Source organism: Azoarcus sp. DN11 (assembly GCF_003628555.1).
In the GTDB taxonomy this organism is placed as follows: domain Bacteria; phylum Pseudomonadota; class Gammaproteobacteria; order Burkholderiales; family Rhodocyclaceae; genus Aromatoleum.
Genome location: NZ_CP021731.1, coordinates 3,811,512 through 3,836,336, shown reverse-complemented (window position 1 = coordinate 3,836,336; position 24,825 = coordinate 3,811,512). Strand labels below are relative to the sequence as shown.

The window sequence follows — 24,825 nt, the reverse complement described above, 5'->3', positions numbered from 1 at the left end:
AGAGTCATGCTGCAAAGCAGAAGCCGCAATCCCTTTCCGGGGATCGCGGCTTTGCCGGACGCTAGACAGCGGGGAACGTCAGTCGATCGTCAGCCGTCTTGCCTGCTCGTGCGCTTTCTTGGGCAGACTCAGTTCGAGCACGCCATCGTTGAACCGGGCGCTCGAGCGGGCCTCGTCGATCTCCTGGCCCAACTGGAAGCTGCGCGACACCTTGCCGAAATAACGTTCGGTGCGCAGCACCCGCTCACCTTCCTTCACTTCCTTTTCCTGCTTGCGTTCGGCACTGATCGACACCACCGGGCCGTCGATGTGCACATGAATGTCTTCTTTCCTGATACCCGGCAGTTCCGCGTGAACCTCGTAGGCGTCGTTGTCCTCCTTCACATCCACGCGCATCTGGGGAGCTTCGCTGACGCCGCCGCCGAAATCGACCGGGCGGACGAAGAATCCGCGCAGCAGGTCATCGAAGGGATCGCGACGAATCAGATTGCTCATGGCTTTCTCCTCTTTGGCAACAGGGTCTTCCCATCCCAAATATAGGATCGGAATGGGGCATTTCAAGACCGGCGCCGTGCCCCGGAGGCGCTCGCGCCGGTCGGTCAGGGGGGCTGGAAGCTAAGCGGGTGTGCCGGCTTGGTTGCCGCGGTAGTGCTCGCGAAGCTGCAGGATCGCGTCGCGGTTCGTCCACGAAAACACCTTCGCGGCCGCCGCCGCCTGCGGCAGCCAGAGCGCGGCGTCGTGCTCGTCGGGGGCGAGCGCCACCGCCTGGCCATCCGGCACGCACAGGCTGAAGACATGTTCCGTGTTGTGCGAAACGTCCGGCGCATAACGGTGGCGCCATTCGTCGCGGATCACGAAGCGATTGCAGTGATGCCAATCGACCAGGTGCTCCGGTCGGGCACGGATGCCCGTTTCCTCGCGAAGTTCCCGCAACGCGGTCTCGGCGGGCGTCTCGCCCGGCTCCAGGCTCCCTGTCACCGATTGCCAGAATCCCGGCGGTGCGACGCGCTCCAGCAACAGGATGTCGAAGGTCGCGGTGTGAACCACGACGAGCACCGACACCGGCAGCTTGTAGGCCATCGCGTTCGTCAGAACGTGCGCAGGTGGACAAGGCCGTCGGCGGTCAGTCCGACGAAGATCCAGAAAGGCACGCCCTCCGCTGCCCGTTCGCTCGCGGCTTCGCCGAAAATTTCCAGCGCCTGAAGGAAATCCTGTTCCGCAGCGGCGCGAAACCGATCCGCGTGTGCGAGGATCAGCACATGGCCGTCGGCGGGCCACCAGCTCATGTCGGTCAGGCAATCCGCGAGTGCGTCCCAGTTGTGTCCGAACCATGCGGGAAAACGCAAGGTCGCAGCCACGCGGCGCAGGAACTCGGCCTTGTCCCGGCAATCCTGCAGGTCGGCATGTGCCACGCCGAGGCCCGCGGCTGCGGCAGCAGCGGCGAGGGCGGCTCCGCCGTCGCCGGGCAAGTGGTATACCCCGGCGCCGGAGGCCTTGTGCAGCCTTGCGGCCAGTTGATCTTCCCGATCCATCGATTCCTCCCGCGTCACCGCAGCGATTCGATCCGGCGGAAACTGCGATAGTGGTCGCCGGTGTAGTAATACACCTCGGGCGGGTTGCCACCGGTGATGATGCGGCGCGCGCCACGATCATCGGCGCCCGGCGTCGTTACTGTGTATTCGCGGTAGTAGCCGCGCGGCTTGTCCGGCAGCTGCCGCTCGCGGTTCTGGAACACCGTGCCATCCTTGCGGTGAGGGAAAGGGCCGCCCCGGTCGATCAGGCGCAGTGTGGCGACCGCCTCGGGCGGAAGCGCATTCGCGACCGCCGCATTGTCCGGTCCGCGGCCGCACCCGGGGAGTGCCGCGAGCGCTGCCGCCATGAACAGCGCCAATCTGAGTGCCAAAGCTCGCAAGAGATCCTCCGAAGCCATCCCGCCGGTCGGGCTGCCGGCGCATACGAATCGCGCTTTCCGCTTACCCGCCCTGGCGCGGGGCGTATTTCCGTACCAGCTGCTGCATGAACCCGCTCAGCGCCTCGAGGCGGGGGTTGGTCGGGTCGAGGCGCCGTGTGCGCGCGATCAGCCCGCGTGCCTGTGCCGCCAGGCGTTCGTTCCAGCCGCGATTTTCGATATGCCGCAGCACGGCAAGGGCCGCGTTGAACAGTACATGCGGATTTCCCGGCATCTTCTGCACTGCGGCCATCATTTCGCGCACCGCGCCGTCGAAATTGCCCGCCTTGACCATCTCCGCGCCCGCGCTGATGAGGGCGCGCACCTCCACATGGACACGCTCTTCCAGTTCATTGGAAAGATCGCTGCGACCGCGCTCCCGCAGGATTGCGCGGGTCTTCTCGACGGTGCGCTCGTCGGCCGCGTTGCGCAGAATGTCGATCACCAGCTGGCTGCCGGCCGCCTCGAGGTGATTGTCGAGGCAGGCCTTGACCAGCTCCTGCTTCATGTCGAGCGACAGCGCAGATAGGGCCGATCCGGTCTGCAAGGCATCCTGTAGCGCCGCCTGGGCAAGCTCGGGGGAGCCTGTGCGGGTGTGATAGAGGGCTTTCGACAGCGAAGCGCACGCGGGCGTGGTGGACAAGCCCTCCATGCTCGACTCGAGGTCGCGGATCGTCGCCTGGGCCTCTGCGGTGCGCCCCTGGCTCAACTGCGCCCGGACCAGTTGCACGTGGTCCTCCGGGTCGCGAAAATCGGAATACTTGCCCTTGCGCACGACCTCGGCCAGGGTCCGCTCGGCTTCGGCCGTGTCGCCGGCCGCGAACTGGACGCTGCCAAGATGGCGCAGGCGCTTCAGGCGATGAGGCGAGAGGGAGACTGCGCTCGCAAGCACGTCGCGCGCTTCCTTGAGGCGGCCGGTCTCTTCGCGCGTGCGGGCCAGCCAATCGTAGGCATCGACATACCGGCTGTTTTCCGCAACCAGCTCGCTCAGTATTTCCTCTGCCGCGGCATAGTCCTTTTTCGCGAACAGCATCCTGGCCAGCCCCAGCCGTGCCCACGGCACCACCCTTGCCGTGAGGATCTCGCGGTAGATGGCTTCCGCCTGTTCGGTATGACCGAGAGCGGCGTGCTGCTCCGCTTCGAGGCGCAGAAAATCGGTACGGTAGCGCGGATGGGACTCCGCTCTGGCCGCGCAGAGTTCGATGGCCTGTTGCGTGTCCCCGGTTTCGATCATCCGATAGACGGGCTGGAAGATTTCACGTTTTTCCAGCGCACGGAGAAGCCGCACGTGGAGCATGTCGGGCGTCAGCGGCTTCAGGATGTAGTCGTTCGGCACAAGTTCTGCCGCACTCACCACACGCTCGTAGTTGCGTTCGCCGGTGATCATGATGAACAGCGTGTCGAGCGGGATGATCTCCTTGTTGCGCAGATCTTCCAGCAGATGCTGGCCGTCCTGGCCGTCACCCAGGTTGTACTCGCTCAGGATGACGTCATAGCGACGGTCGCGCAGGCGGCTGATCGCCATCCCGGCCGAGGGGGCGAACTTGACGTTGGCGATCCCGAAGCTGTTGAGCATCGAACGCAATTGGCTGCGCATGCCCTGGTTGCTTTCCACAATGAGGAAATTCAGTCGTTCGAGTTCGGCCATGTTCGCATTCGGTGCGGTTCGGGTTTCGTTACGCGGGGGGCGTTTCCGAAGCTTACGGCAATGTCGGGTGAAATCTGTAGCTTTTGTCGCTGCGCCCTGAACCGGCAGGCGGGGGCCCGCAAAAGACAAAGGGCAGATGGTCACCCATCTGCCCTTGTCATGCGGTGCGTGCCGACGTTCAGATCTTGGCGACTTCGACCTGGGTTTCGACTTTCTGGCGCAGGCGGATATGCAGCTCGCGCAACTGCTTTTCATCGACCGCCCCCGGCGCATCGGTCAGCAGGCACTGCGCGCGCTGCGTTTTCGGGAAGGCGATCACGTCGCGGATCGATTCGGCGCCGGTCATCAGCGTGACGATGCGATCGAGACCGAAGGCGAGACCGCCGTGCGGCGGGGCGCCGTACCGGAGCGCGTCGAGCAGGAAGCCGAACTTGACCTGCTGCTCCTCGGGGCCGATGTTGAGCGCGTCGAAGACGCGCGCCTGCACGTCCGCGCGATGGATACGCACCGAGCCGCCGCCGATCTCCCAGCCGTTCAGCGCGAGGTCGTAGGCCTTCGCAAGGCACTCGCCCGGATTCGATTCGAGCTGCTCGACATGCTCGTCCTTCGGGCTGGTGAAAGGGTGATGGCACGCGACCCAGCGCTTGTCTTCCTCGTCGTACTCGAACATCGGGAAGTCGACCACCCACAGCGGACGCCACGCGTCGCCGGTCACATAGCCCTTCTCGTGCCCCAGCTTGATACGCAGCGCGCCGAGGGCGTCGTTGACGACCTTGGTCTTGTCCGCGCCGAAGAAGATCAGGTCGCCGGACTGGGCGCCGGTGCGCTCGAGGATGGTGCGCAGTGCGGTCTCGTGGAGGTTCTTGACGATCGGCGATTGCAGGCCGGTTTCGTTGGGCTGCGCGACGTCATTGACCTTGATGTAGGCCAGCCCCTTTGCGCCATAGATGCCGACGAACTTGGTGTACTCGTCGATCTCGCCGCGCGTCAGCGAGGCGCCGCCCGGGATGCGCAGCGCGGCGACGCGGCCGCCGCTGGTGGCCGGGCCGCTGAAGACCTTGAAGGCAACGTCGCGGACGGCGTCGGTGACTTCGGTCAATTCCAGCGTCACGCGCATGTCCGGCTTGTCCGAGCCGAAGCGGCGCATCGCTTCCGCGTAGGTCATGCGCGGGAAGGGATTGGGCAGCTCGACCGCGAGCGCTTCCTTGAACACGAAGCGGATCATGTCTTCCATGATCGCGGTGATCTCGATCTCGTTCAGGAACGAGGTCTCGATATCGACCTGGGTGAACTCCGGCTGGCGGTCGGCGCGCAGGTCTTCGTCGCGGAAGCACTTCGTGATCTGGTAATAGCGGTCGAAACCCGCGACCATCAAGAGCTGCTTGAAGAGCTGCGGCGACTGCGGCAGGGCGAAGAACTGGCCCGGGTGCACACGCGAGGGCACGAGGTAGTCGCGCGCACCTTCCGGCGTGCTCTTCGTGAGCATCGGCGTCTCGATGTCGATGAAGCCCTGCGCGTCGAGGAAGCGGCGGAAGGCCATCGCCACCTTGTAGCGCAGCATCATGTTCTGCTGCATCTGCGGGCGACGCAGGTCGATCACGCGGTTCACCAGCCGCACGTTCTCGGACAGGTTGTCGTCATCGAGCTGGAACGGCGGCGTCGCCGAGGCGTTCAACACCTCGATCGTGTGGCACAGCACTTCCACCTCGCCGGAGACGAGGTTCGCGTTCTCGGTGCCGGCCGGGCGGCGGCGCACCTTGCCCGTCAGGTTGACCACGTACTCGTTGCGGATCGATTCGGCGGTGCGGAAAGTGTCGGCGCGATCGGGGTCGCAGACGACCTGCACGAGACCTTCACGATCGCGCAGATCGATGAAGATGACTCCGCCGTGGTCGCGGCGGCGGTGTACCCAACCGCAAAGGGTCACGGTCTGGTCGAGGTCGGCGGCGCTTACCTGGCCGCAGTACTTGGTTCGCATGGGTTCAGTTCCGAAACGAGGGCGCGGCCGATGCGGCCGCGGGTTACTCAACCAGCAGCGTCGAGCGCGCTGGAGCGACGTGGTTGGGAGGTGCCACCACGCCCATCGAGATGATGTACTTCAAGGCTTCATCGACGCTCATGTCGAGTTCGATCACGTCTTCCTTCGCCATCATGAGAAAGAACCCCGAGGTCGGGTTCGGCGTCGTCGGGACATAGACGCTGACATGCTCGCCCTTGAGATGATTGGCGGCGTCGCCGCCAGGCTTGCCTGTCATGAAGGCGATCGTCCAGGACCCTTCGCGCGGATACTGGACGAGCAGCGCCTTGCGAAACGCCTGGCCCGAGCTGGAAAACAGCGTGTCGGAAACCTGTTTCACGCCGTAGTAGATCGACTTCACGACCGGAATGCGGGCGAGCAGCGCTTCCCAGTAGCGCACGATCTTCTGCCCGATGACGTTGGCCGCAATGAGGCCCGTGCCGAGCAGGATGACGAGGCCGACCACGAGGCCGGCGCCGGGGATGTCGAAACCGAGCAGGTTCCGCGGCTGCAGGCCCTTGGGCAGCCATTCGATGATCTGGTCGAGCGTGCCGACGATCCACGCCAGGACCATGAACGTGATCGACAGCGGGATCCAGATCAGCAGCCCGGTGATGAAATACTTTTTCACGTGCGCCGATCGCCCTCAGCCCGGGTGGCAGGCGCATGCGCCGCCGCAACCGGCCGGCGCACCGGAGGATTCCGCCGCCTTGGCGGACGCGGAAGGGCCGCCCTTGAAGTCCGTTGCGTACCAGCCGGTGCCCTTCAGCTGGAAGCCGGCCGCGGAGAGCTGCTTCCGGTAGCTGTCCGCATTGCACGACGGGCAGACGGTGAGCGGCGCGTCGCTCATCTTCTGAAGGTGTTCCTTCTGGAACCCGCAACTGTCGCAACGATACTCGTAAATAGGCATGGCAACCTCCGGAAATCAAGACTTTGAAGTCTAGCGCAACGCAGCATTGGCGAGAAGTGAGTCGCAGGCCGCGGAGCAGCAGCGATTACCATATGGGGGTTCGCTGCGGGTCTTCAACCCTGCCTAGAAACTGCCGAGATACATACCCGTGAGGCTCTTTCCCCAGAACAGCGCCAGGACGCCCGCCCCGGCGAGGTAGGGGCCGAAGGGGATCGGGACGCTCCGGCCGTGGCGGGCGAACACGATGAGCCCGATGCCGGCCACCGCTCCGACCAGCGATGAAAACAGGATCGTCAAGGGCAGCATCTGCCAACCCAGCCAGGCGCCGATGGCGGCAAGCAGCTTGAAATCGCCGTAGCCCATGCCTTCCTTGCCGGTAGCCAGCTTGAACAGCCAATACACCGACCACAAGGAAAGGTAGCCTGCCATTGCGCCGATCACGCCCGTCGCGATATCCGTGTAGGTGCCGCCCAGGTTCAGCGCGAGGCCCAGCCACAGCAGCGGCAGGGTGAGGCTGTCGGGGAGCAACTGCGTGTCGAGATCGATGAAGGCGAGCGCGATCATCGTCCAGAGGAAGGCCATCGCGCCGACTGCCGCAAGGCCGGCCCCGAAGTGCCAGGCGGCGTAGCCCGACAACACTGCGGACAGCGTTTCGACCACGGGGTAACGGCGGCTGATCGGCGCGCCGCAGTGGCGGCAGCGTCCGCGCAGCATCAGGTAGCTGACGACCGGGATGTTCTCGAGTGCGGTGATCAGATGCCCGCAGTGTGGGCAGCGTGACCGCGGCGTTGCGAGGTTGAACGTCTCCTGCTCGGGAGGCGGTTCATTACGCAGTTCCGCGGCTTGCGCGTGCCATTCGCGCTCCATCATTCGGGGCAGGCGATGAATCACGACGTTCAGGAAACTGCCGACGAAGAGGCCGAGAAGCGTTGCGAGGAACGTGAATGCGACCGGGTCGCGAAGAAATTCGGGCATGGGTGAGCGTGTGTGGGGCAACCCGGCGGCATTGCGCCGGGCTGCGCGGGCCCGGTCAGACGACCTGGCCGAGCTTGAAGATCGGCAGGTACATCGCGACGACGAGGCCGCCGATGACCGTACCAAGGAAGACCATGATGAGCGGTTCAAGCAGTGTCGACAGGCCGGCGACGGCGTCGTCGACTTCCTGTTCGAAGAAGTCGGCAACCTTGCCGAGCATCGAGTCGAGTTGGCCCGACTCCTCGCCGATCGACACCATCTGCACGACCATGCTCGGGAAGACGCTGGAGTTCTGCATCGCCACGGTCAGACTGGTGCCGGTGCTGACCTCGGTCTGGATCTGCTTGGTCGCCGTCTGGTAGACGTAGTTGCCCGATGCGCCACCGACGGAGTCGAGTGCTTCGACCAGCGGCACGCCCGCGGCGAACATCGTCGAGAGTGTGCGCGTCCAGCGTGCGATGGTCGCCTTGAGGACGATCTCGCCGACCACGGGCAGTTTGAGGATGGCGCGGTCAACCGCGATCTGCATCGCTGTCGAGCGCTTGTACGTATAGCTGATTCCGGTGATGACGCCCGCGATGATGCCGAACACGACGTACCAGTATTGGACGAAGGCGTCGGACATGCCGATCACGATCATCGTCGGCGCAGGAAGTTCGGCGCCGAAGCTCGCGAACACCTTCTTGAACTCGGGGACCACGAACAGCATGATCACGGTCACGACGATGGCCGCGACCACGATGACCGCCATCGGATAGAACATCGCCGACTTGATCTTGCCCTTGATCGCGAGAATTTTTTCCTTGTACGTCGCGATGCGGTCGAGCAGCCCGTCGAGAATACCGGCCTGTTCGCCAGCCCCCACCAGGTTGCAGAACAGCTTGTCGAAATAGACGGGGTGGCGGCTGAAGGCCTGGGACAGGCTGGAGCCCGTTTCGACGTCGTTGCGGACTTCGTTCAGCAGGCGTGCGAGGCTGGGGTTTCCCGAGCCCTTGATGCCGATGTCGAAGGCCTGCAGCAGCGGGACGCCGGACTTCATCATGGTCGCCAGCTGGCGCGTGAAGAGTGCGATGTCCTTGTCCGTGATCTTGTGGCCACGCGACATCTTGGCTTTCTTGACCTTGAGGACCTGCACGCCCTGGCGGCGCAGGGTGGCCTGGACCACGGACTCGCCGCTCGCGCGCATTTCGCCGCGTACCTGCTTGCCATTCTTGTCCTTGCCTTCCCACGTGTAGAGGATTTCCTTGGGGCCGACAGTGGCGCCTCTGGCCCGGGTGGTGGTGGTCGCCATGAGCGTTTGATGTTCCCTATTCGTTGGTGGTGGCGAGAACTTCCTCGAGCGAGGTCGCACCCTGTTTCACTTTCAGCAGGCCGGACTGGCGCAGGTCGCGCACGCCCTCGCGCTGGGCCTGTGCGGCGATGTCCATGGAATTGCCATTGGTCATGATGATATGGGCAATTTCCTCGGAAATGGGCATGACCTGATAAATGCCGAGGCGCCCCTTGTAGCCGCTGCCCTTGCAGCGTTCGCACCCGACGGGACCGTAGGGCCGCCAGCTGCCGTCGAGCTCCTCGCCGGAGAAGCCCGCCTGGAGCAAGGCTTCGATGGGGATGTCGACCGGCTGCTTGCACGTGCACAGCCGCCGTGCTAAGCGCTGGGCGGTGATCAGGATCACCGAGGACGCGATGTTGAACGGTGCGACGCCCATGTTGCGCAGGCGCTCGAGCGTGGTCGGGGCGTCGTTGGTGTGCAGCGTCGACAGCACGAGGTGACCCGTCTGGGCGGCCTTGATCGAGATCTCCGCCGTCTCGAGGTCGCGGATCTCGCCGACCATGATCACGTCCGGATCCTGGCGCAGGAAGGCGCGCAGCGATGCCGCGAAGGTGAGGCCCGCCTTCTCGTTGACGTTGACCTGGTTGATGCCGGGCAGGTTGATTTCCGCCGGATCCTCTGCGGTCGAGATGTTCACGCCGGCCTTGTTGAGGATATTCAGGCAGGTGTAGAGCGACACCGTCTTGCCCGAACCGGTCGGGCCGGTCACCAGGATCATGCCGTAGGGGCGCTCGATCGCATCGAGCAGTTGCTTCTTCTGGTCGGGCTCGTAGCCGAGCGCATCGACGCCCAGCATCGCGGAGGAGGCGTCGAGAATACGCATGACGATCTTCTCGCCGTGCAGGGTCGGCAGCGAGGACACGCGGAAATCGATGGACTTGTTCTTCGAGAGGACGAGTTTCATGCGCCCGTCCTGGGGGATGCGCTTCTCGGAGATGTCCAGGCGCGAGATGACCTTGATGCGCGCGGCGATCTTTTCCTTCAGCACCAGCGGCGGCTGGGCGATCTCGCGCAGGACGCCGTCGGTGCGCACGCGGATACGATAGTACTTTTCGTAAGGTTCGAAATGGATGTCGGAGGCACCTTCGTTGATCGCGTCGATCAGGACTTTCTGGATGAACTTGACGACCGGGGCGTCGTCGACCTCGGCGGAGGCGTCATCGGGGGGCGCCGTCTGTTCCGCTGCCTCCTGATCCTGCAGGAGGTCCATGTCGAACTCTTCGCCCGTGAGTTCCTTGAGCGTATCCTCGGTCGATTCGGACAGCGACTCGGCGAGGCGCGCGAGGCGGTCGGCCTCGACGACGATGAGATCGACCTGCATCCCCGTCTGGAAACGGATCTCGTCGAGCGCCCGCATGTTGGACGGGTCGGCCGTCGCGACGGTGAGGCGATTCTGGCGTTTGCCCAGCGCGACCACCTGGTGCTTGGCCATCAGCTTGCGGTCGATGGCGTCGCGAGGGATGCTGGCGCGGTCGACCGACGCGATGTCCAGCAGCGGGTAACCGAATGTCTCGGCGGCGAACCAGGCGACGGCCTTGGCGGTCAGCAGTTTGCGCTGCGCCAGTTCGAGGATGAATCCGTTGGGAACTACGGCTGCGCTTTTGGTGCACGCCACGGCGTCGGCCTCCGAGAGCCGGCCGTGCTGGATCAGTGCTCGCGCGAGTCCGCTCAGGGCGGTCTGGGGGTTTGCTGCCATGTCCCGGTCTTAGCTAACTGACATCTGATCTTGCCCGCCGCGTAAGGAATTGTAAAGACTGCTGCAGTGCGGATGGCGGCTGGAGTGCGTGCGGCGGGCACGGGCCGGGCCGTTCAGGTGGTTCGTCCGAGAAGCACCTCGATCACGAAACGACTGCCCACATATGCGAGTACCAGTGTGATGAAGCCGGCGAGGGTCCAGCGCAGTGCCACGCGACCGCGCCACCCCCAGGCGCGCCGCCCGACGAGCAGCGCCCCGAAGAGCACCCACGAGACGATCGCGAAGACGGTCTTGTGGTCGAGGCGGAAGGGCTGCCCGAACAGGGCTTCCGAGAACACGACGCCGGAGGTCAGCGTCAGCGTCAGGAGAATGAAGGCGATGCCGATCAGCCGGAACAGCAGCGTCTCCATCGTCAGCAGCGGAGGAAGGTTGGCAAAGGCCCTGGTCAGCCGCCCGCTGTGCAGCTGGCGCTCGGCAATTGCCATCAGCATGGCGTGGAGTGCCGCCAGGGTGAAGACGCTGTACGCGAGCATCGCCATGATGAAGTGGGCGCGGAATCCCGGACTGCCCGCGTTAACGAGAAGGTGCTGGCCCGGGAAGGCGAGGGGCAGCAGGCTGCCGGCGACACCTGCCATGACGACGAAACCGTGCAGTCCGTCGAGGCGTGCGTAGAAAGTTTCGATCCAGTAGAAGCAGACCGCGAGCCAGATGACCAGCGATACCGCGAAACCGAAGCCGAAGCGCATGCCTTCGCCCGGGAACAATTCCCCCTGCAGCGCCCAGCCGTGGGTTGCAATGGCTGCGAGCATGGTCAGGCGCTCCGCAACCGACATTCCGCGTCGCGGCTGTTGGGGGGACGCCTGAGCGGTGACGCGCCAGAAATGGGCGCCCAGGACCGCGTAGAGCGTCGCAGCGAACAGATGAAGTAGAATGGTTTGCATAGTTATCCGCAGTTTACTCCAAGCCTTAGGGCCTCAGCCAATATGCTCGACAATCTCACTCAGCGCCTGTCCAAGGTCGTCAAGACCCTGCGTGGCCAGGCGCGCCTCACCGAAGACAATATCCAGGATGCAATGCGCGAGGTGCGGCTTGCGCTGCTCGAGGCGGACGTCGCGCTGCCGGTTGTCAAGGATTTCGTCGCCCGGGTGAAGGAGAAGGCCGTCGGCCAGGAAGTCGTCGGTTCGCTGACGCCCGGTCAGGCGCTCGTCGGGGTCGTGCACGACGAACTCAAGGCGCTGATGGGGGGGACGCATACCGGCCTGAATCTGGCTGCGCAGCCGCCCGCGGTGATCCTGATGGCGGGCCTGCAGGGCGCGGGCAAGACCACGACCACCGGCAAGCTGGGCAAGCTGCTGCACGAGCGGATGAAGAAGAAGGTCCTGGCGGTGTCCGCCGACGTCTATCGGCCTGCCGCGATCGAGCAGCTGAAGGCGGTGTCGGCGCAGGCCGGGATCGATTTCTACCCGACGACGCCCGACCAGAAGCCGGTGGATATCGCCCTCGCGGTGGTCGATCACGCGCGCCGCCACTACTACGACGTCGTGTTGTTCGACACGGCCGGCCGGCTCGCGATCGACGAAGCGATGATGGACGAGATCAAGGCGATCCACGCCGCGATCAACCCGGTCGAGACCCTGTTCGTGGTCGATGCGATGCTGGGTCAGGATGCGGTCAATACCGCGCGGGCCTTCAACGAGGCGCTGCCGCTGACCGGCGTCGTCCTGACCAAGCTCGATGGCGACGCGCGTGGCGGTGCAGCGTTGTCGGTTCGCCACGTGACGGGCAAGCCGCTGAAGTTCGCCGGCGTCGGCGAGAAGCTCACGGGCCTCGAGGAGTTCCACCCCGAGCGCATGGCCAGCCGCATCCTCGGCATGGGGGATATCCTCGGCCTGGTCGAAGAGGCGCGGCGCGGCGTCGACGAGGAGAAGGCGCGGGTTTTTGCGCAGAAGCTCAAGACGGGCAAGGGCTTCGATCTCAACGATTTCAAGGAGCAGATCGCGCAGATGCGCAAGATGGGCGGCCTTGCGTCGATGATGGACAAGCTGCCCGCGCAGTTCTCCCAGATGGCCGGCAAGCTGCAGGGTGGCGCCGAGGAGAAGGCGATCGGCCGCATCGAGGGCATCATCAACTCGATGACGCCTGCCGAGCGCGCGAAGCCTGAACTCCTCAAGGCCAGCCGCAAGCGGCGGATCGCGGCGGGCGCGGGAGTGACCGTGCAGGAAGTCAATCGCCTGCTCAACCAGTTCGAGCAGACGCAGAAGGTCATGAAGCAGTTCTCCAAGGGCGGCATGCAGAAGATGATGCGCGGCATGAAAGGCATGTTGCCGGGCATGCCACGCTGAACGGAGCCGGACGGATGCGCAACATCCTGCTTGCGGTGGGTCGGGCATTGCGCAGCCTCGGGCGCAAGGGTGTGTTCGTCCATCTGGTGTGGCCCAGCGTGGCGGCTCTGGTCGTGTGGATGACGGTTGCCGTCCTGTCGTGGTCGACGCTGGTCGACGCGATCGTGCACTGGATCCAGGGATGGGCATTCGTCGGGGAGTGGCTGGCAACGACGGACCTCGGCGCCGCGGCGACGCTGGTCGTGGTCAAGATCGCGCTGGCGCTGGCCTTTCTGCCGCTGATCTACGTGACGGCAGCGTTGCTGGTGGCCGTGTTCGCGCTGCCGATGATGCTCGAGCAGGTCGCGCAGCGGGACTACGGAGACCTGGAACAGCGCCGGGGCGGCTCGAATCTGGGCAGCGCCTGGAATGCGCTGGTGGCAGGGGGGCTGTTTCTGCTCGGCATGCTGGTTTCCCTCCCGCTGTGGCTGATCCCCGGCGCCGGGCTCGTGGCCTCGGTGGTGCTGACGGGCTGGCTCAACCAGCGCGCATTCGGCTACGACGCGCTGATGCTGCACGCCGACCGCGAGGAGCTCCTGCGTTTGCCGCGGATCCAGAAGGCGCCCATGCTGCTGCTCGGCGGCGGGTGTGCGCTGCTCGCCTATGTGCCGGTCGTGAATCTGGTCGCCCCGGCATTCTGCGGCCTCGCCTTTGTCCATTTCATGCTCGAGGCGCTGCGGCGGGAGCGCGCCGAGCGGGGGGTGACGATACTGGAGCCCCTCCCCGCACCCCTGGCCCGGGAGTGACGCATGGCATTCGGCGCGCTCATCATCGGCGACGAGATCCTGTCGGGCCGGCGCAGTGACAAACACCTGGCGAAACTGATCGAACTGCTCGGCGCGCGCGGCCTGAGGCTCGCGTGGGCGCGCTATGTCGGCGACGATGCGGCGAGTCTCGTTGCCGCGCTGCGCGAAACCTTGACGACCGGGGACGCCGTGTTCAGCTTCGGCGGCATCGGCGCCACGCCGGATGACCGTACGCGCCAGGCCGCAGCCGAAGCGCTGGGTCTGGATCTCGTGCTGCACCCCGAGGCCGAGGCGATCCTGCGGGCGAAGTTCGGCGACGAGATCACGCCGCACCGTCTGCAGTTGGGGACGTATCCGCGGGGCAGCACGATTATCCCGAACCCGTATAACCAGGTTCCCGGATTCGCTATTGGCAACCACTTTTTCGTTCCCGGCTTCCCTGTCATGGCCTGGCCGATGGTGGCGTGGGTGCTGGATACCCGATTTCACCATCTGCACCACGCGGCAGACTACGTCGAGGCCGCAATCACGGTGCTGGATGCGGTGGAAGGGCGGCTGGTCGATCTCATGGAGGCGATTACGGCCGGGTTTCCGGATCTGAATCTGTTCAGCCTGCCCAACGTTCCGGCGTCCGCGGACGAGGTCCGGTCGATCGAACTCGGCGTCAAAGGTCCGGCGGCGAGTGTCGCGGCGGCCATGTCACGCATCAAGACAGAGGTCGGCGCGCGCGGATACGCGTGGCAGGAGAAGGCATGAGCAGGCCGGCGGGACTGTTGCGACGCCAGTCCCGTCCTGCGAGCGAGGAGTCCCGCGGGATCCGTCTCGGGGCGCGGGACGTTGCCTACCTGCTGAGGCGCTCCGCGCGACGCAGTTTCGCCTTGCAGGTCGATCATCGCGGCGTCCGCGTCGCCGTCCCGTGGCTTGCGACACAAGCGGAGATCGACCGTTTCATCCGTGACCACGGCGATTGGCTGCTGGAGAAGCTCGCCGCCCGCATTGCGCCGCCGACATTGAACATTGCCGACGGCGCGTCGGTTCCGCTGCTGGGCGAGACATGCCGGCTGCGCCTGGGGGGCAGTGCGCGCGGGGCGCGCTGGCGGAGGGGGCTCGACGGTGTCGAAGAACTGGTGCTGCCGGCCTCGTCGGATGTGCGCAAATCCCTCGTACGGGCGTTGCGCGCACGCGCCTTGCCGTGGTTCGGCGAGCGCGTCGCGGAATTCTGCTTCCGGCTCGGACGGCCGGTTCCGCCGGTGCGCCTGACGTCGGCGAGGACTCGCTGGGGAAGTTGCAGCAGTCGCGGGGGCATCCGCCTGCACTGGCGCCTCATTCATCTGCCACCCGAACTCATCGACTATGTCGTGGCCCACGAAGTGGCGCACCTTGCGGAAATGAACCACTCTCCGCGTTTCTGGGCGGTGGTCGCCGGCCTGTATCCGGACTGGAGGGCTGCGCGCCTGCGCCTGCGGGAGGCGGGGCGCGAGTTGCCGCTGATCGATGGCGGCGATGCCGGACTTATCACTGAAGATTGAAGAGGACTGCAGAAATGAAACTGCTTCACACCATGCTGCGTGTCGGCGATCTCGAGCGTTCGCTCAAGTTCTACACCGAAGTGCTGGGAATGCGCCTGCTGCGCCGTCACGACTACCCGGAGGGCAAGTTCACGCTCGCCTTCGTCGGCTACCAGGACGAGGCCGAAGGGGCCGTGATCGAGCTCACGTACAACTGGGGCGTGGATGCGTACGAGCTGGGCAATGCGTTCGGACACATCGCGCTGGCGGTTCCCGATGCCTATCGCGCGTGTGACGAGATTCGCGCGCGCGGCGGGAAGGTCGTCCGCGAAGCCGGGCCGATGAAGCATGGCACGACGGTCATCGCCTTCGTCGAGGATCCGGACGGCTACAAGATCGAGCTGATCCAGCATCGCTGATCACCTGTTGCGGGCCAGTGCGGGTTCAATGCTGACGTCATGTAATATGGCGGTTTCGTTTGAACCGGAATCACCCATGGAGCTGGATGCACTGCTTCGCCCGCTGGCCGGCAACCGCTGTGGAGAAGATCTGACCTTCTCCACCCTTTTCGACGACATACAGGAGGCGCGCCGCTTCGACGATCCCTCGGTAAGCCAGGGGGAATGGGTCAGGCCGCTCAAGGAGGCGGACTGGCCGCGCGTCGTGCGCCTCTGCGCGGAGGCACTGGCCGCGCGCGCGAAGGATGTCCGTCTCGCCGTCTGGCTGACCGAAGCGGCAGCGCAGACGCGCGGATTTGCGGGGCTGGCGGACGGCTACAGGCTCGTCGCCGGATTGTGCGACACCTTTTGGGACGACCTCCATCCGCTGCCCGAGGACGGCGATCAGGAAATGCGCGCGGGGAATCTCGACTGGCTGCTGACACAGTCCCCCCGCATCATCCGCGAGCTGCCCATCACCGATTCTCCCCTCGGCCGCTTCTCGCCGGCCGATCTGGAAGCCGCCAGGCATCGTGCAGGCCATCCTGAGCGCAATCTGCGGGAGGCGGAGCCCCTCGCGCGCGCCGCGCCCGTGACGCTCGATCAATTCGAGGCGGCGCGGCGCGACACCGCGACCGATTTCTTTGTGCGAAACGCGAGGGAGGCGGAAGCAGCGCGGCAGGCTCTGAACGAACTGCAGCGGGTCGTCGATGCGAAACTCGGCCTCGACGGACCGGGCTTCGACGACGCGCGTCAGGCACTGGCGGAGGCGTTCGGTATGTTGCGACGTTACGCCGCTGAGGCGGGCGTGCCGGCGTTGCCGCATGGGGCCCCGGATGCGCCGGCCAGCGCGGCGTCCTGTCCGGCGGGTGCGTCGGGAGCATCGGCCGGCCCGATCACGACACGCGCCGACGCGCTCGCGCGGCTCCGGGAGGTCGCGGACTTCTTTCGGCGCACCGAACCGCATAGCCCGGTAGCCTATCTGGCTGACAAGGCCGCACGCTGGGGTGACATGTCCTTGCACGAATGGTTGCGGAGTGTCGTCAAGGATGACGGGGCGCTCACGCATGTCGAGGAGTTGCTGGGCCTCGCGTCGCGGGATGCCGTCGGGCACTGATGCGCCCGGCAGGGCCTAGTTGACGAGCCGGAATTCGATGCGGCGGTTGCGCGCGCGCCCGGCGGGCGTGTCGTTCGACGTGATCGGCCGATCCGGCCCGGCGCCGGAGGCATTCAGGTTCGCGGCGGCGATACCGGTTCCGACGAGATAAGTCTTGACCGCATCGGCACGGGCGAGGCTCAAGGCGACATTTGCCATCCGGTTTCCCGTCGAGTCGGTATGACCGACGATCTCGATGCGGGGGCGATCGAGTCTGGCGATGGCTGCGGCCATCTGGTCGAGAAGGGCGATGCCGGCCGGGGTCAGGATCGCGGATCCGCTCTCGAATTCGACCACCCGGTCCGCGAGCGTCTGGTCGAGCATGGCTTGTGCGCCGGCAGGCGCCCGCAGTCCGTTGTTCACCGTGTAGGTGGGGTTGAGCGCGGTGGCGATCGCGCTGGCGACCTGCTGCCGTCGGGCCTCGTTGGCAACGTTGCCACTGATGGTGACCTGGGTCCCGTTGACGTCCAGTTGTCCCTGGTGGACCTCGCGCATGTCGTCGCCCAGGATCCTCGCCACGTGGTCCGTCCAGTCGGGCGGAGCGACAACGCCTCCCGTTTCGAGGCGGTCGACAACCTTGTCCTTGCCATAGATGCCCTGAAGGCGCGCGATGAGGGTCGAGCGGGCGCGTTCGTCGGGCACGGTGCCCGTCACGTAGACCATCCCGTCCGCGGCAGGGGCGCCCGGTGGCACCGCGCCCGCCGCTGTCGCAGCGCAGACGAGGCCCGCCGCGAGTTTCGATTTGAGCTTCAAGATCATTCTCCGAAAAAAACCTCCCTGAAGGTCGCCAGCGCGGTCGCCACGGTCGTGTCCGGTTGCGACAGGTAGCTCGAAAGCTTGGCAATGCCATAGTCGTCGGACAGTGCGGGGTGTGAGTCGACCCACTCGGGGTCCTCCAGATCGACGATCGCGTCGGGGTCGGACCCGGGTGAAACAAGCGTGGCGAGCAGACGTGGCGATGCGCCGTTGAATCCGACGACAAGCGTGTTGCGGCCGTTAACGAGCCCTTGCAACAACTGAAGCTCGCGTTGCGAATGCCTGAGGAAGCCGAAGATCAGATTGAGCCAGATACGGGCAATCGCGTCCCGCCGCCCGGGATCGCCAGGCAGCGGGAGTTGCAGTCCGCGTTCGATGCTGAGTCTGCTGTCGCCGAGCAGAGGCCGCAGCATTATGCCGAGGGACAGGAGAATGCGGCGGGTGCTCCGGGCGTGTCTGCGGTGTGTGAGGAGGCGGTCGATCTCTCCGATGGTCATGGTGTCGGGCGCCGCGTCTTCGGGGGGGCGCCGCGGAATTTGCGCCAGCACCTGCCCGTGGTCGATATCGGCAAGGGCATGCAGCACCGAGGTCGGTTCGTCGGCCGTCCGGGCAAGTCCGACCAGGTGCGCGAATTTCTCCCATAGGGGGGTAAATGTTTCGGGGCCCTCGCGGGACCGTTCCGGGTCGCACTCGATGGTGGAGGCGACCAGAAACGGAAAGCGTCGCGACGAGGCGTCGTGGCTGGTTTGCAGGTGGCCGACCACGGCGAGGCGGGTATGCGGTCCGACAAAGGCGAAGTGGACGGGGCTCATGCTGTCGTATGCAATGCGCCACCGCGGATCCGCGGACAGGAGGTTCATGCTTTCCGAGATCCAGCGGTCCAGCATCGCGATCAGCTTGGTCGCGCCGCCGCCCTTGATGAAATCCCCGCGGGCGGGCAGCTTGCCAAAATAGCCAATGCTGGTGCCCGTCATGGCCGCGCTCCACGGTCGGAGTTCGTCGCCGCGACCGAGGTCGGACTGCCCGAGCCGGATTTCGCCTGTTCGTCGACGTTCGCCTCACCGGCTACGCTGGACGGGAGAGGGGTGTTGCGGGAACCCTTGGGGCTTGGGTCCTTGCCCGCCTGGATGTCCGGACTGCTTACGATCTTGAGTGTCACCGGGATCGAGATTCCGCCGGCTTGCCAGGCAAGAGTGAACGACCCGTCTGCATTCCGGGTGCGCGTGGCGGAATTGATGAATTTCTCGAGCCCGAAGCGCCCGCCGAAGTTCGCAACTTCGAGTTCCTGTCCGTCGAAGGTCGTCGCGACGATGCGTGCCCCCGGAGTCCCTGCGGGATTCGGCCAGACGAAGGTCGCCCACTGGGCGGCGCCGTTCCGGTAGCGCAACTTCTGGCCATCGATTTCGATCGTATATTCGGTTGTGCCCGGCGCGGGAAGCGGCAGCAGCCGGAAGCTTGTCTGTGCCTGCGCTGGCCCCTGTACGGCGCCGCTGCCGTCCAGCGGCGCGACCCATCCCGGAAACGCGGAGACGAATTCGGGGCGCATGCGGATGCCCAGATCGCCCCAGGTTCGCGGCTCGATGTAGTCGCCGCGCCGGACGACGAGTGCACCGATGCTGGTCGTGGCGAAGCGTGAGACCGCCCCGTCGGGGCCGAAGAATTGTCCGATCTCGGCGGGCGTGGCCTCCAGACTGGAGGCCCTGTCGAACGGATACTTGCGGGCAAGCTTGCGACCGAACGGTTCGTACACGTTTGCCACCCAGATCTTGTTGAGTTCGCGCTCGGCCGGGGACAGGAGCGCGGAAAAGGTCTGGAGCAGCGGGCGCACGAGCAGCGGGCGGAGCATGTCGCGCTGGTCGTCGGGCATGCCGGTGAGCATCTGCTCGTCAACGAAGCGCAGTGCGTCGGTCAGCTCGGATTTGCCTCCCTCGATGGTTTCGGCTATCAGCCTGATGGAGCCCGGCCCCGGGTCGCCCTGATTGGCCAGGAGGTTCAGCCGTGTGCGCAGCGCGGACAACTGGCGCAGGTAAAGATCGAGGATCGGTTCGCCGCCGTCCCTGCGTGCTTGCAGGCGGCCGACGCCCGCAAATTCGCGGCCGATGGTGCCGGTCGGGCCGTCAGCTCTGGTGAGGGGCAGATTCACCTCCGGCGCAACGGGCGCCGGCGACATCCGCAGGACCGATTGCTTGAACCACTCGATGAAGCCCTTCTGCGCGCGCTCCGAGTTGGCAGAATCCAGCACGGGGTTGTCCCATGCCGTCTGCTCATGCAGGGTGCGCAGCAGCCTGCCGAGGGGCGAGGACGACGCATCGCCAAGGCGATTCATTGCCGCCACCGCGGCGGGGAAATCGTGGAAACCGCTGACGCCGATACCCAGTGCGAAACGCCGCCATTCGCTGGCGTATTCCTTCTTGTACATCGCGAGGAGCGTCTTCTGGATCTGTTCCGGGCTGCCGACGAGCGAAAGATCATCCTTCGAGTTGGTGTCGAGCACCCAGTCCGAGCTTCGAAGCTCCCCCGTGGCGGCTTCCCTGATGGCGGCTGCAACATAGCCCTGCCAGGCTTCGGCCGTGAATGCGCCCGAGATCACATGGCTGCCGGCGATCAGATTCGCATCGTCCTGCGTCAGGAGGTTCGCCACCGTCACCGGCGGAAAACGCGTGGAGGCCCTTGCCTTGATGTCCGCATAGACTCGTTCGATTGCAGGCGTGCCGCGCACGACGTGGCGCAGCGTTCCGCGCGTTTCGTCGATCAGCGCGAGTTTGGGGGCGATGGTGGGCCAGGCGGGATCGTTGGCCTGACGGAGGTGGAAACTCAGGATCCGTTCCGCACTGCGCATCATCTGCTCTCGCGGCATGGGGCCGCGGTTTGCTTCAAGCCAGTTGCGCCAGAAACGGCTGAGCTGATCGGAGAGGTGACCGACTTCCGTGTGCTCCCTGTTACTGAGCATCAGATAGGTTTTCAGCGCGTTGTAGGCGTCCTGCGCGTTCGTCGGGGAGGCTTCCTTGTAAGGGTGTGCCCCTGTTGCCGAATTGCCGGGCGAGTCAGGCGGGGAATTGGTGGTTTGGGCCAGTTGGTCGGGGTTGCGATTGACGGCCGTCAGAAAGCCCTCGAGGCTTTCGCTGACGGGCGTGAGAAGGACTTCGGTCACGCCGCGGTAGTATTCGTCGAGCAGCCTTGCCTTTACATCGTCCCCCTGGAAGAGGCCCAGTCCGAGGGAGTAGGAGGGGGAGGATTCAAAGTGCTGCAGTTGCGCGATGCGTTCCTGCAGGACTTCGAGTGATTCGAGCCGCGATTGAAGGTCAATGCGGCCCTCCTGGATGCGGACGAGCTTGTCGAGATCCGCTCTCACGTTTTCCACCAGGCTGCGGTTGTTCGCATAGGACCAGCTCCAGCCAGCCAGAGACAGGCCGAGGAGTGCCGCGGCGCCCAGCGAAACGGCATGCTGGAGTTGGCGCTTGCTCCTGCTGACATAGTGCCGGACCAGGTGCCGGTCGGCGAAAATCACTTTCGAGAAAAGATCCTTCAGGAAGAAGCCGTTGTTCGAGGCGATTCGGGTAGTGGCCGCGCCTTCACCCGACAGGCCGAAGCGCGTTTCCACTCGCGCGCAGGAACTGCTCGGTGTTTCGCCGCTCTGGATTGCCGACGTGATATAGAAGCCGCGAAAGATGGGCTTGAACTGGAACGGATTGTCCTCGAACAGCGTCGCGATGAAGGAGCGCAGTACCGGCTTGATGGCGGCGAACTCGAGCGGGAAGGCCAGCAGTCCCGGCGCCATGCGCTCGCCTCGCGCAACCGACATCTGTGCAACGCTCAGCTCCCGCAGCCCTTCATGCAGTTCGTCGAAGTGACGGTCGAACAGCGTGATCGCGTCATTGCCGCCTGCGGTCTCGTAAGGCAGGGTCGCGCCCCAGATGCGGTCGCGCTCGTTCCAGTCGAGGTCCTGAAAGAAATCGCTGAAGCCCGCGATCAGGTCCGCCTTCGAGAACATCACATATACCGGCGCGAACACTTCCAGCCGCTCGGTGAGTTCCTGGACCCGCTGACGCAGGTGTTTGGCGAGGGCGATGGCATGGGCGGGCGGGCTGCCGAGCAGTTCGCCGATGCTCGCCGTCACGATGATGCCGTTGATCGGCGCAAGCGGGCGATGCTTCCTCAGTTGGTCGAGAAAGCCGAGCCATTCCCCGCGGTCCTCCTCCTCCACCGAATAGCGGCCCGCCGTGTCGAGGAGGATGCCCTCCGTCGTGAAGAACCAGTCGCAGTTGCGCGTGCCGCCCAGCCCCTGTACGACGCTGTCGCCGGCATCGCCGAACGGGAAAGTCAGGCCGGAGTTCACCACCGCCGTGCTCTTGCCTGCGGCAGGGTTGCCGATCGTGATGTACCAGGGCAACTCGTACAGGGCGGCTCGTCCCGAGAGCTGTCCCAGCTTGGATGTCTTGATGGTCCGGATGGCGTCCTTCATGCGCTTGCGCAGGGCCTCGATCTCCGCTTGTGCACAGCTTTCGCCCGTCACCGTGCGTGGATCGAGCAAGCTTTCGAGCGCCGAGGCGGCCAGCCCGCCCCGGTGCCTGCGCCATGCCCAGATGGCGAACCAGATCACGAGCAAGGCCAAAGAGGCGACCGCAGCCCATGACAAGGCGAGTTCCAGCGTCCGGGCGCCGAGCGCGATGAAGGCCGACAGCGTCAGGATTCCGAGGAAGGAGAGCGTACGCGAGTCGGTCAGGAAGGTTCGAAGTGCAGACATCGTTCAAGGGCGGTCAGGCGTTGGGGCGGGCGTTTGCAGTGACTGAGGGGTCGCGGGCGGCGTGGACGATCATTGCCGCGCTCGCAGGCGGGGACTGGCAGGTGAGGCACAGCACGGCACCATTCGAGGCGCTGACGGCATCGGCGGCGCATAGCAACGCGACGAGCCCGCCGATCGGCGCTGCGAACCCCGTGGCCGTACCGAGCGTCAGGGTGTCGATAAGCGGCTCGAGTGCCGGAAATCGCTCCAGGAGTGTCGGGAAGAGTTCCTTCGCTATGCCGGCGCGATGGTCTGCGTCGGTAAACACGTTCGTGATGGCGGATGCGCTCAGGCCGGCGTCGGCCAGCGCGGCGTCGATGCAGCTTCCCATGAGCGCGCGGTCGGTCGTCATACGCGCGGAATGTTCGGAACGGCCCGATGCGGCCCGCGAAATCTGTGCTGCGGGCCGGCCCGTGGTAAGCGCGGCACCCGCGGTATTCGCGAGCACCATGACCGCGGCAGCCTCTCCGGGAATCGTGCCCTCCTGCATGTTGGCCATGAACAGGCGGGATTCGGCCTGCCATTCCGCGACGGTCCCTTCGCCCACGTGGGACACCGCGCCGATCATGAGGGCGATGGCCGGTGTCGTCTGGCCGCTCAGCTCGGCGATCAGCTGGTCGATGGCTTCGAACGCCTGCGCGTCGTCCCGGAGGCAGCGAAATTCGATGCTGGCGGCTTCGACGCCATGGGGTGCGAGATGCTCTTGCCGCAACCAGGCGGTAAGCCGCGTTCGGCGTGCATCGGGCCAGGTACGGCTCGTCAGCCACACGACGGACCGGAGTACCCGGGGATCGCCCGTAAGTGCTTCCGCAATTTCATCGAGCGCAGGGGGGAGCGTCATGTGCAGCATGGCCAGGGCGCGCAGGTCCTCGTTGTCGAGCGGCGGGGGCATCGCACCACCGGGGCCGGCCAGTTGCTTCGTGATTTCATCCATCGGAAGCGAAGGCACGCGTGCTGCGAAGACCGGGAAGCCGTGCATGTCACGGAGTTCGTCGTCGAGCACGGGCGCGCATCCTTGTCGGCTCGCGTCGGCCACCTGTGCGGCGTCCGTTCCGTGCGCGCACAGGAGAGCGTGGCCGATCAGGTGGGCCCGGGAACTGCGTTCGTCGCGACCGGCTGGCAAAGGGGGCGAATCCGTGAGCGTGGTCGCTCCGGAACTCGCTGCGTCGGTTCCCGGTTCGCGAAGGTGTTCGATACATGAATGCAGGAGCTGGAACCCGACGAGAAGCGATGCCGGAAGGACGAAGAGGTGTGTGACCAGGTCAAGCGCGCCGGGTTGGTAGCCGTCTGCCTGCCACCAGCCGAGAACGAGCGCCCAAACGGGCATTGCAGCAAGGAATGCGAGAAGTGCGGACCTGAAGGTGATCGCGAACATGGCCGGTGCCGGGGAAATCAGTCGACCGTATTGGCCTGCGACGCAATCAGGATCGCGCCGCAGGCGGTCTTATCGCCATGACGCGCGGCCGGGCGGCCGTCGATGATCGTCGTCGGATCCCCCGTCGCGATCACCGTCACACTGCCATGCCCTTTCTGCGGGCAGGTGACTTTGTCGCCGACGCGTGCGATGCCTTTGCCGTTGCAGTCGCTACTGAGCGATCCCCCGATCACGGTGCCGCCGTGATCGGTTCGATCTCCAATCAGGATGAATGGACGAGCCATGAAAAGTGGTTCCAAGCGGAGGTGGGTGGGAGGCGTTTCACAACCGTGGGTTTGCCCGTTCAGGAGTGCTTGTCGGCAAGGATTCCGCGCCGGCGCAGTTCGACGTGACCGAAATCCATCATCTTCCAGCGCCCGCCCCAGGTCAGGCCGGCAGCCTCGGCAAGGGCGCCGTAGAGTCTGTAGCCCTCCATCGTCCAGGGATCGCGCTCGGATATCACGAGAGTGCCGTTGCGCAGGAAGGCGACGTCTGCTGCGAGGCCATGCTGGTGGTAGCTCATGTTCGGACCTGCCTGGGTCACCGAAGGGCCACGCAGGACCAGTTCGGCCTGCCGCTCGGGGCTGCGGTAGCCTTCGAGCAACACCGCTTCATAGCCGTAGCTCTCCTTCAGCACCTTGAACACGGTGAGAAGTTGCTGCCGGAACTGATCGTCGAGCAGACTCCAGTCCCTGCTGGCGGTTCCGGCGTACGGAATCAGCATTTCGACTTCCGCTGTCGCGAACACCGCAGGCGGCAAGGACGGCGGGGGGGTGAGGCGCTCGCCCGCGAGAAGAACCGATATCTGCCGATCGGGCAGGACGTTGTCCGTCGGGAACTCATACAGCGTGCGCGGTGACAGGGCGAGCACGGCCAGCGATGGAAGGACTGTCAGTGCGAGGCCGCCGATTGCGACGGTACGGTGCCGGATTGGTGCGGTCGTGTGCCTGCGGTGGTTGCGCAGTTGATGCCAGCCGATGTGAACAGACCGGATGGCGGCGCTGAATCTGTGACGTAGTGCCGTAGCAAACCGACGCGCCTGCCGCGTGCCCGCGTTGATGATGAGATGCCGTCGCGTCGGGTGCCGTGCGAACGCCAGGCCGAGGCAAACAAGAAG

Annotated in this window: 24 protein-coding genes; 6 read left to right on the top strand and 18 right to left on the bottom strand. The window is 65.3% G+C overall.

What is annotated here, in order from left to right; all coding sequences use genetic code 11:
* Positions 1-78: 78 nt before the first annotated feature.
* The 12 genes from CDA09_RS17750 to CDA09_RS17695 all read right to left on the bottom strand — a co-directional run bounded on the left by CDA09_RS17750 (position 79) and on the right by CDA09_RS17695 (position 11,468).
* Positions 79-495: an Hsp20/alpha crystallin family protein gene (locus CDA09_RS17750; RefSeq protein WP_121429864.1), complete on the bottom strand. Its 417-nt coding sequence runs from the start codon at positions 493-495 to the stop codon at positions 79-81.
* A 120-nt stretch (positions 496-615) separates the two neighbouring features.
* Positions 616-1,080: a dihydroneopterin triphosphate diphosphatase gene (nudB, locus tag CDA09_RS17745; protein ID WP_121429863.1), complete on the bottom strand. Its 465-nt coding sequence runs from the start codon at positions 1,078-1,080 to the stop codon at positions 616-618.
* Positions 1,081-1,088: 8 nt separating this feature from the next.
* Positions 1,089-1,532: a barstar family protein gene (locus CDA09_RS17740; protein WP_121429862.1), complete on the bottom strand. Its 444-nt coding sequence runs from the start codon at positions 1,530-1,532 to the stop codon at positions 1,089-1,091.
* Between the two features lie 14 nt (positions 1,533-1,546).
* Entirely contained in the window at positions 1,547-1,912 is a 366-nt protein-coding gene (locus CDA09_RS17735; protein WP_286164214.1) for a guanyl-specific ribonuclease, read from the bottom strand.
* A gap of 61 nt (positions 1,913-1,973) precedes the next feature.
* Positions 1,974-3,596 carry a tetratricopeptide repeat-containing response regulator gene (locus CDA09_RS17730; RefSeq protein WP_121429861.1) on the bottom strand — a complete coding sequence of 541 codons (1,623 nt, stop codon included), beginning with the start codon at positions 3,594-3,596 and terminating at the stop codon, positions 1,974-1,976.
* Between the two features lie 178 nt (positions 3,597-3,774).
* A complete protein-coding gene (gene aspS / locus CDA09_RS17725; RefSeq protein WP_121429860.1) occupies positions 3,775-5,574 on the bottom strand; it encodes an aspartate--tRNA ligase in 1,800 nt (599 codons plus the stop codon).
* Between the two features lie 43 nt (positions 5,575-5,617).
* Positions 5,618-6,244: a DUF502 domain-containing protein gene (locus tag CDA09_RS17720; protein ID WP_121429859.1), complete on the bottom strand. Its 627-nt coding sequence runs from the start codon at positions 6,242-6,244 to the stop codon at positions 5,618-5,620.
* Between the two features lie 15 nt (positions 6,245-6,259).
* On the bottom strand, positions 6,260-6,523 hold the full coding sequence (locus tag CDA09_RS17715) for an FmdB family zinc ribbon protein (RefSeq protein ID WP_121429858.1): 264 nt from the start codon (positions 6,521-6,523) through the stop codon (positions 6,260-6,262).
* Between the two features lie 123 nt (positions 6,524-6,646).
* On the bottom strand, positions 6,647-7,498 hold the full coding sequence (locus tag CDA09_RS17710) for a prepilin peptidase (protein ID WP_121429857.1): 852 nt from the start codon (positions 7,496-7,498) through the stop codon (positions 6,647-6,649).
* A gap of 55 nt (positions 7,499-7,553) precedes the next feature.
* On the bottom strand, positions 7,554-8,789 hold the full coding sequence (locus CDA09_RS17705; protein WP_121429856.1) for a type II secretion system F family protein: 1,236 nt from the start codon (positions 8,787-8,789) through the stop codon (positions 7,554-7,556).
* Between the two features lie 16 nt (positions 8,790-8,805).
* Positions 8,806-10,527, bottom strand: a complete 1,722-nt coding sequence (gene pilB / locus CDA09_RS17700; protein ID WP_121429855.1) for a type IV-A pilus assembly ATPase PilB — start codon at positions 10,525-10,527, stop codon at positions 8,806-8,808.
* Between the two features lie 113 nt (positions 10,528-10,640).
* The gene (locus CDA09_RS17695; RefSeq protein WP_121429854.1) at positions 10,641-11,468 is read right to left on the bottom strand and encodes a cytochrome C assembly family protein; all 828 of its coding nucleotides are present in this window, start codon (positions 11,466-11,468) and stop codon (positions 10,641-10,643) included.
* Between the two features lie 42 nt (positions 11,469-11,510).
* Here CDA09_RS17695 and ffh point away from each other — a divergent pair, with 42 nt between their 5' ends.
* The 6 genes from ffh (at position 11,511) to tssA (ending at position 16,716) form a co-directional block, all read left to right on the top strand.
* Positions 11,511-12,869: a signal recognition particle protein gene (gene ffh / locus CDA09_RS17690; RefSeq protein WP_121429853.1), complete on the top strand. Its 1,359-nt coding sequence runs from the start codon at positions 11,511-11,513 to the stop codon at positions 12,867-12,869.
* Positions 12,870-12,883: 14 nt separating this feature from the next.
* On the top strand, positions 12,884-13,654 hold the full coding sequence (locus CDA09_RS17685) for an EI24 domain-containing protein (protein ID WP_121429852.1): 771 nt from the start codon (positions 12,884-12,886) through the stop codon (positions 13,652-13,654).
* 3 nt (positions 13,655-13,657) lie between these two features.
* Positions 13,658-14,410, top strand: coding sequence for a competence/damage-inducible protein A (locus CDA09_RS17680; protein WP_121429851.1), 753 nt, complete (start codon positions 13,658-13,660; stop codon positions 14,408-14,410).
* Entirely contained in the window at positions 14,407-15,183 is a 777-nt protein-coding gene (locus CDA09_RS17675) for a M48 family metallopeptidase (RefSeq protein WP_174718452.1), read from the top strand. Before CDA09_RS17680 ends, CDA09_RS17675 begins: the two co-directional genes overlap by 4 nt.
* A gap of 14 nt (positions 15,184-15,197) precedes the next feature.
* Positions 15,198-15,581 (top strand): lactoylglutathione lyase, encoded by a 384-nt coding sequence (gloA, locus tag CDA09_RS17670; protein ID WP_121429850.1) that lies wholly within the window; start codon positions 15,198-15,200, stop codon positions 15,579-15,581.
* Between the two features lie 76 nt (positions 15,582-15,657).
* The gene (tssA, locus tag CDA09_RS17665; protein ID WP_121429849.1) at positions 15,658-16,716 is read left to right on the top strand and encodes a type VI secretion system protein TssA; all 1,059 of its coding nucleotides are present in this window, start codon (positions 15,658-15,660) and stop codon (positions 16,714-16,716) included.
* A gap of 15 nt (positions 16,717-16,731) precedes the next feature.
* Here the strand turns inward: tssA and CDA09_RS17660 are convergent, their stop codons facing one another.
* From CDA09_RS17660 to CDA09_RS17635, 6 genes are read right to left on the bottom strand one after another with little or no spacing between them, the layout of a single operon-like run.
* Positions 16,732-17,514: an OmpA family protein gene (locus CDA09_RS17660; protein ID WP_121429848.1), complete on the bottom strand. Its 783-nt coding sequence runs from the start codon at positions 17,512-17,514 to the stop codon at positions 16,732-16,734.
* Positions 17,511-18,485, bottom strand: a complete 975-nt coding sequence (tagF, locus tag CDA09_RS17655; RefSeq protein WP_121429847.1) for a type VI secretion system-associated protein TagF — start codon at positions 18,483-18,485, stop codon at positions 17,511-17,513. The genes CDA09_RS17660 and tagF overlap by 4 nt, the downstream gene beginning before the upstream one ends.
* Positions 18,482-22,255, bottom strand: a complete 3,774-nt coding sequence (gene tssM / locus CDA09_RS17650) for a type VI secretion system membrane subunit TssM (protein WP_121429846.1) — start codon at positions 22,253-22,255, stop codon at positions 18,482-18,484. Before tssM ends, tagF begins: the two co-directional genes overlap by 4 nt.
* Positions 22,256-22,268: 13 nt before the next feature.
* Positions 22,269-23,669, bottom strand: a complete 1,401-nt coding sequence (locus CDA09_RS17645) for a hypothetical protein (protein ID WP_121429845.1) — start codon at positions 23,667-23,669, stop codon at positions 22,269-22,271.
* Positions 23,670-23,686: 17 nt separating this feature from the next.
* The gene (locus CDA09_RS17640; protein WP_121429844.1) at positions 23,687-23,953 is read right to left on the bottom strand and encodes a PAAR domain-containing protein; all 267 of its coding nucleotides are present in this window, start codon (positions 23,951-23,953) and stop codon (positions 23,687-23,689) included.
* Positions 23,954-24,012: 59 nt separating this feature from the next.
* Positions 24,013-24,579, bottom strand: a complete 567-nt coding sequence (locus tag CDA09_RS17635) for a M15 family metallopeptidase (RefSeq protein WP_286164211.1) — start codon at positions 24,577-24,579, stop codon at positions 24,013-24,015.
* Positions 24,580-24,825 lie beyond the last annotated feature (246 nt).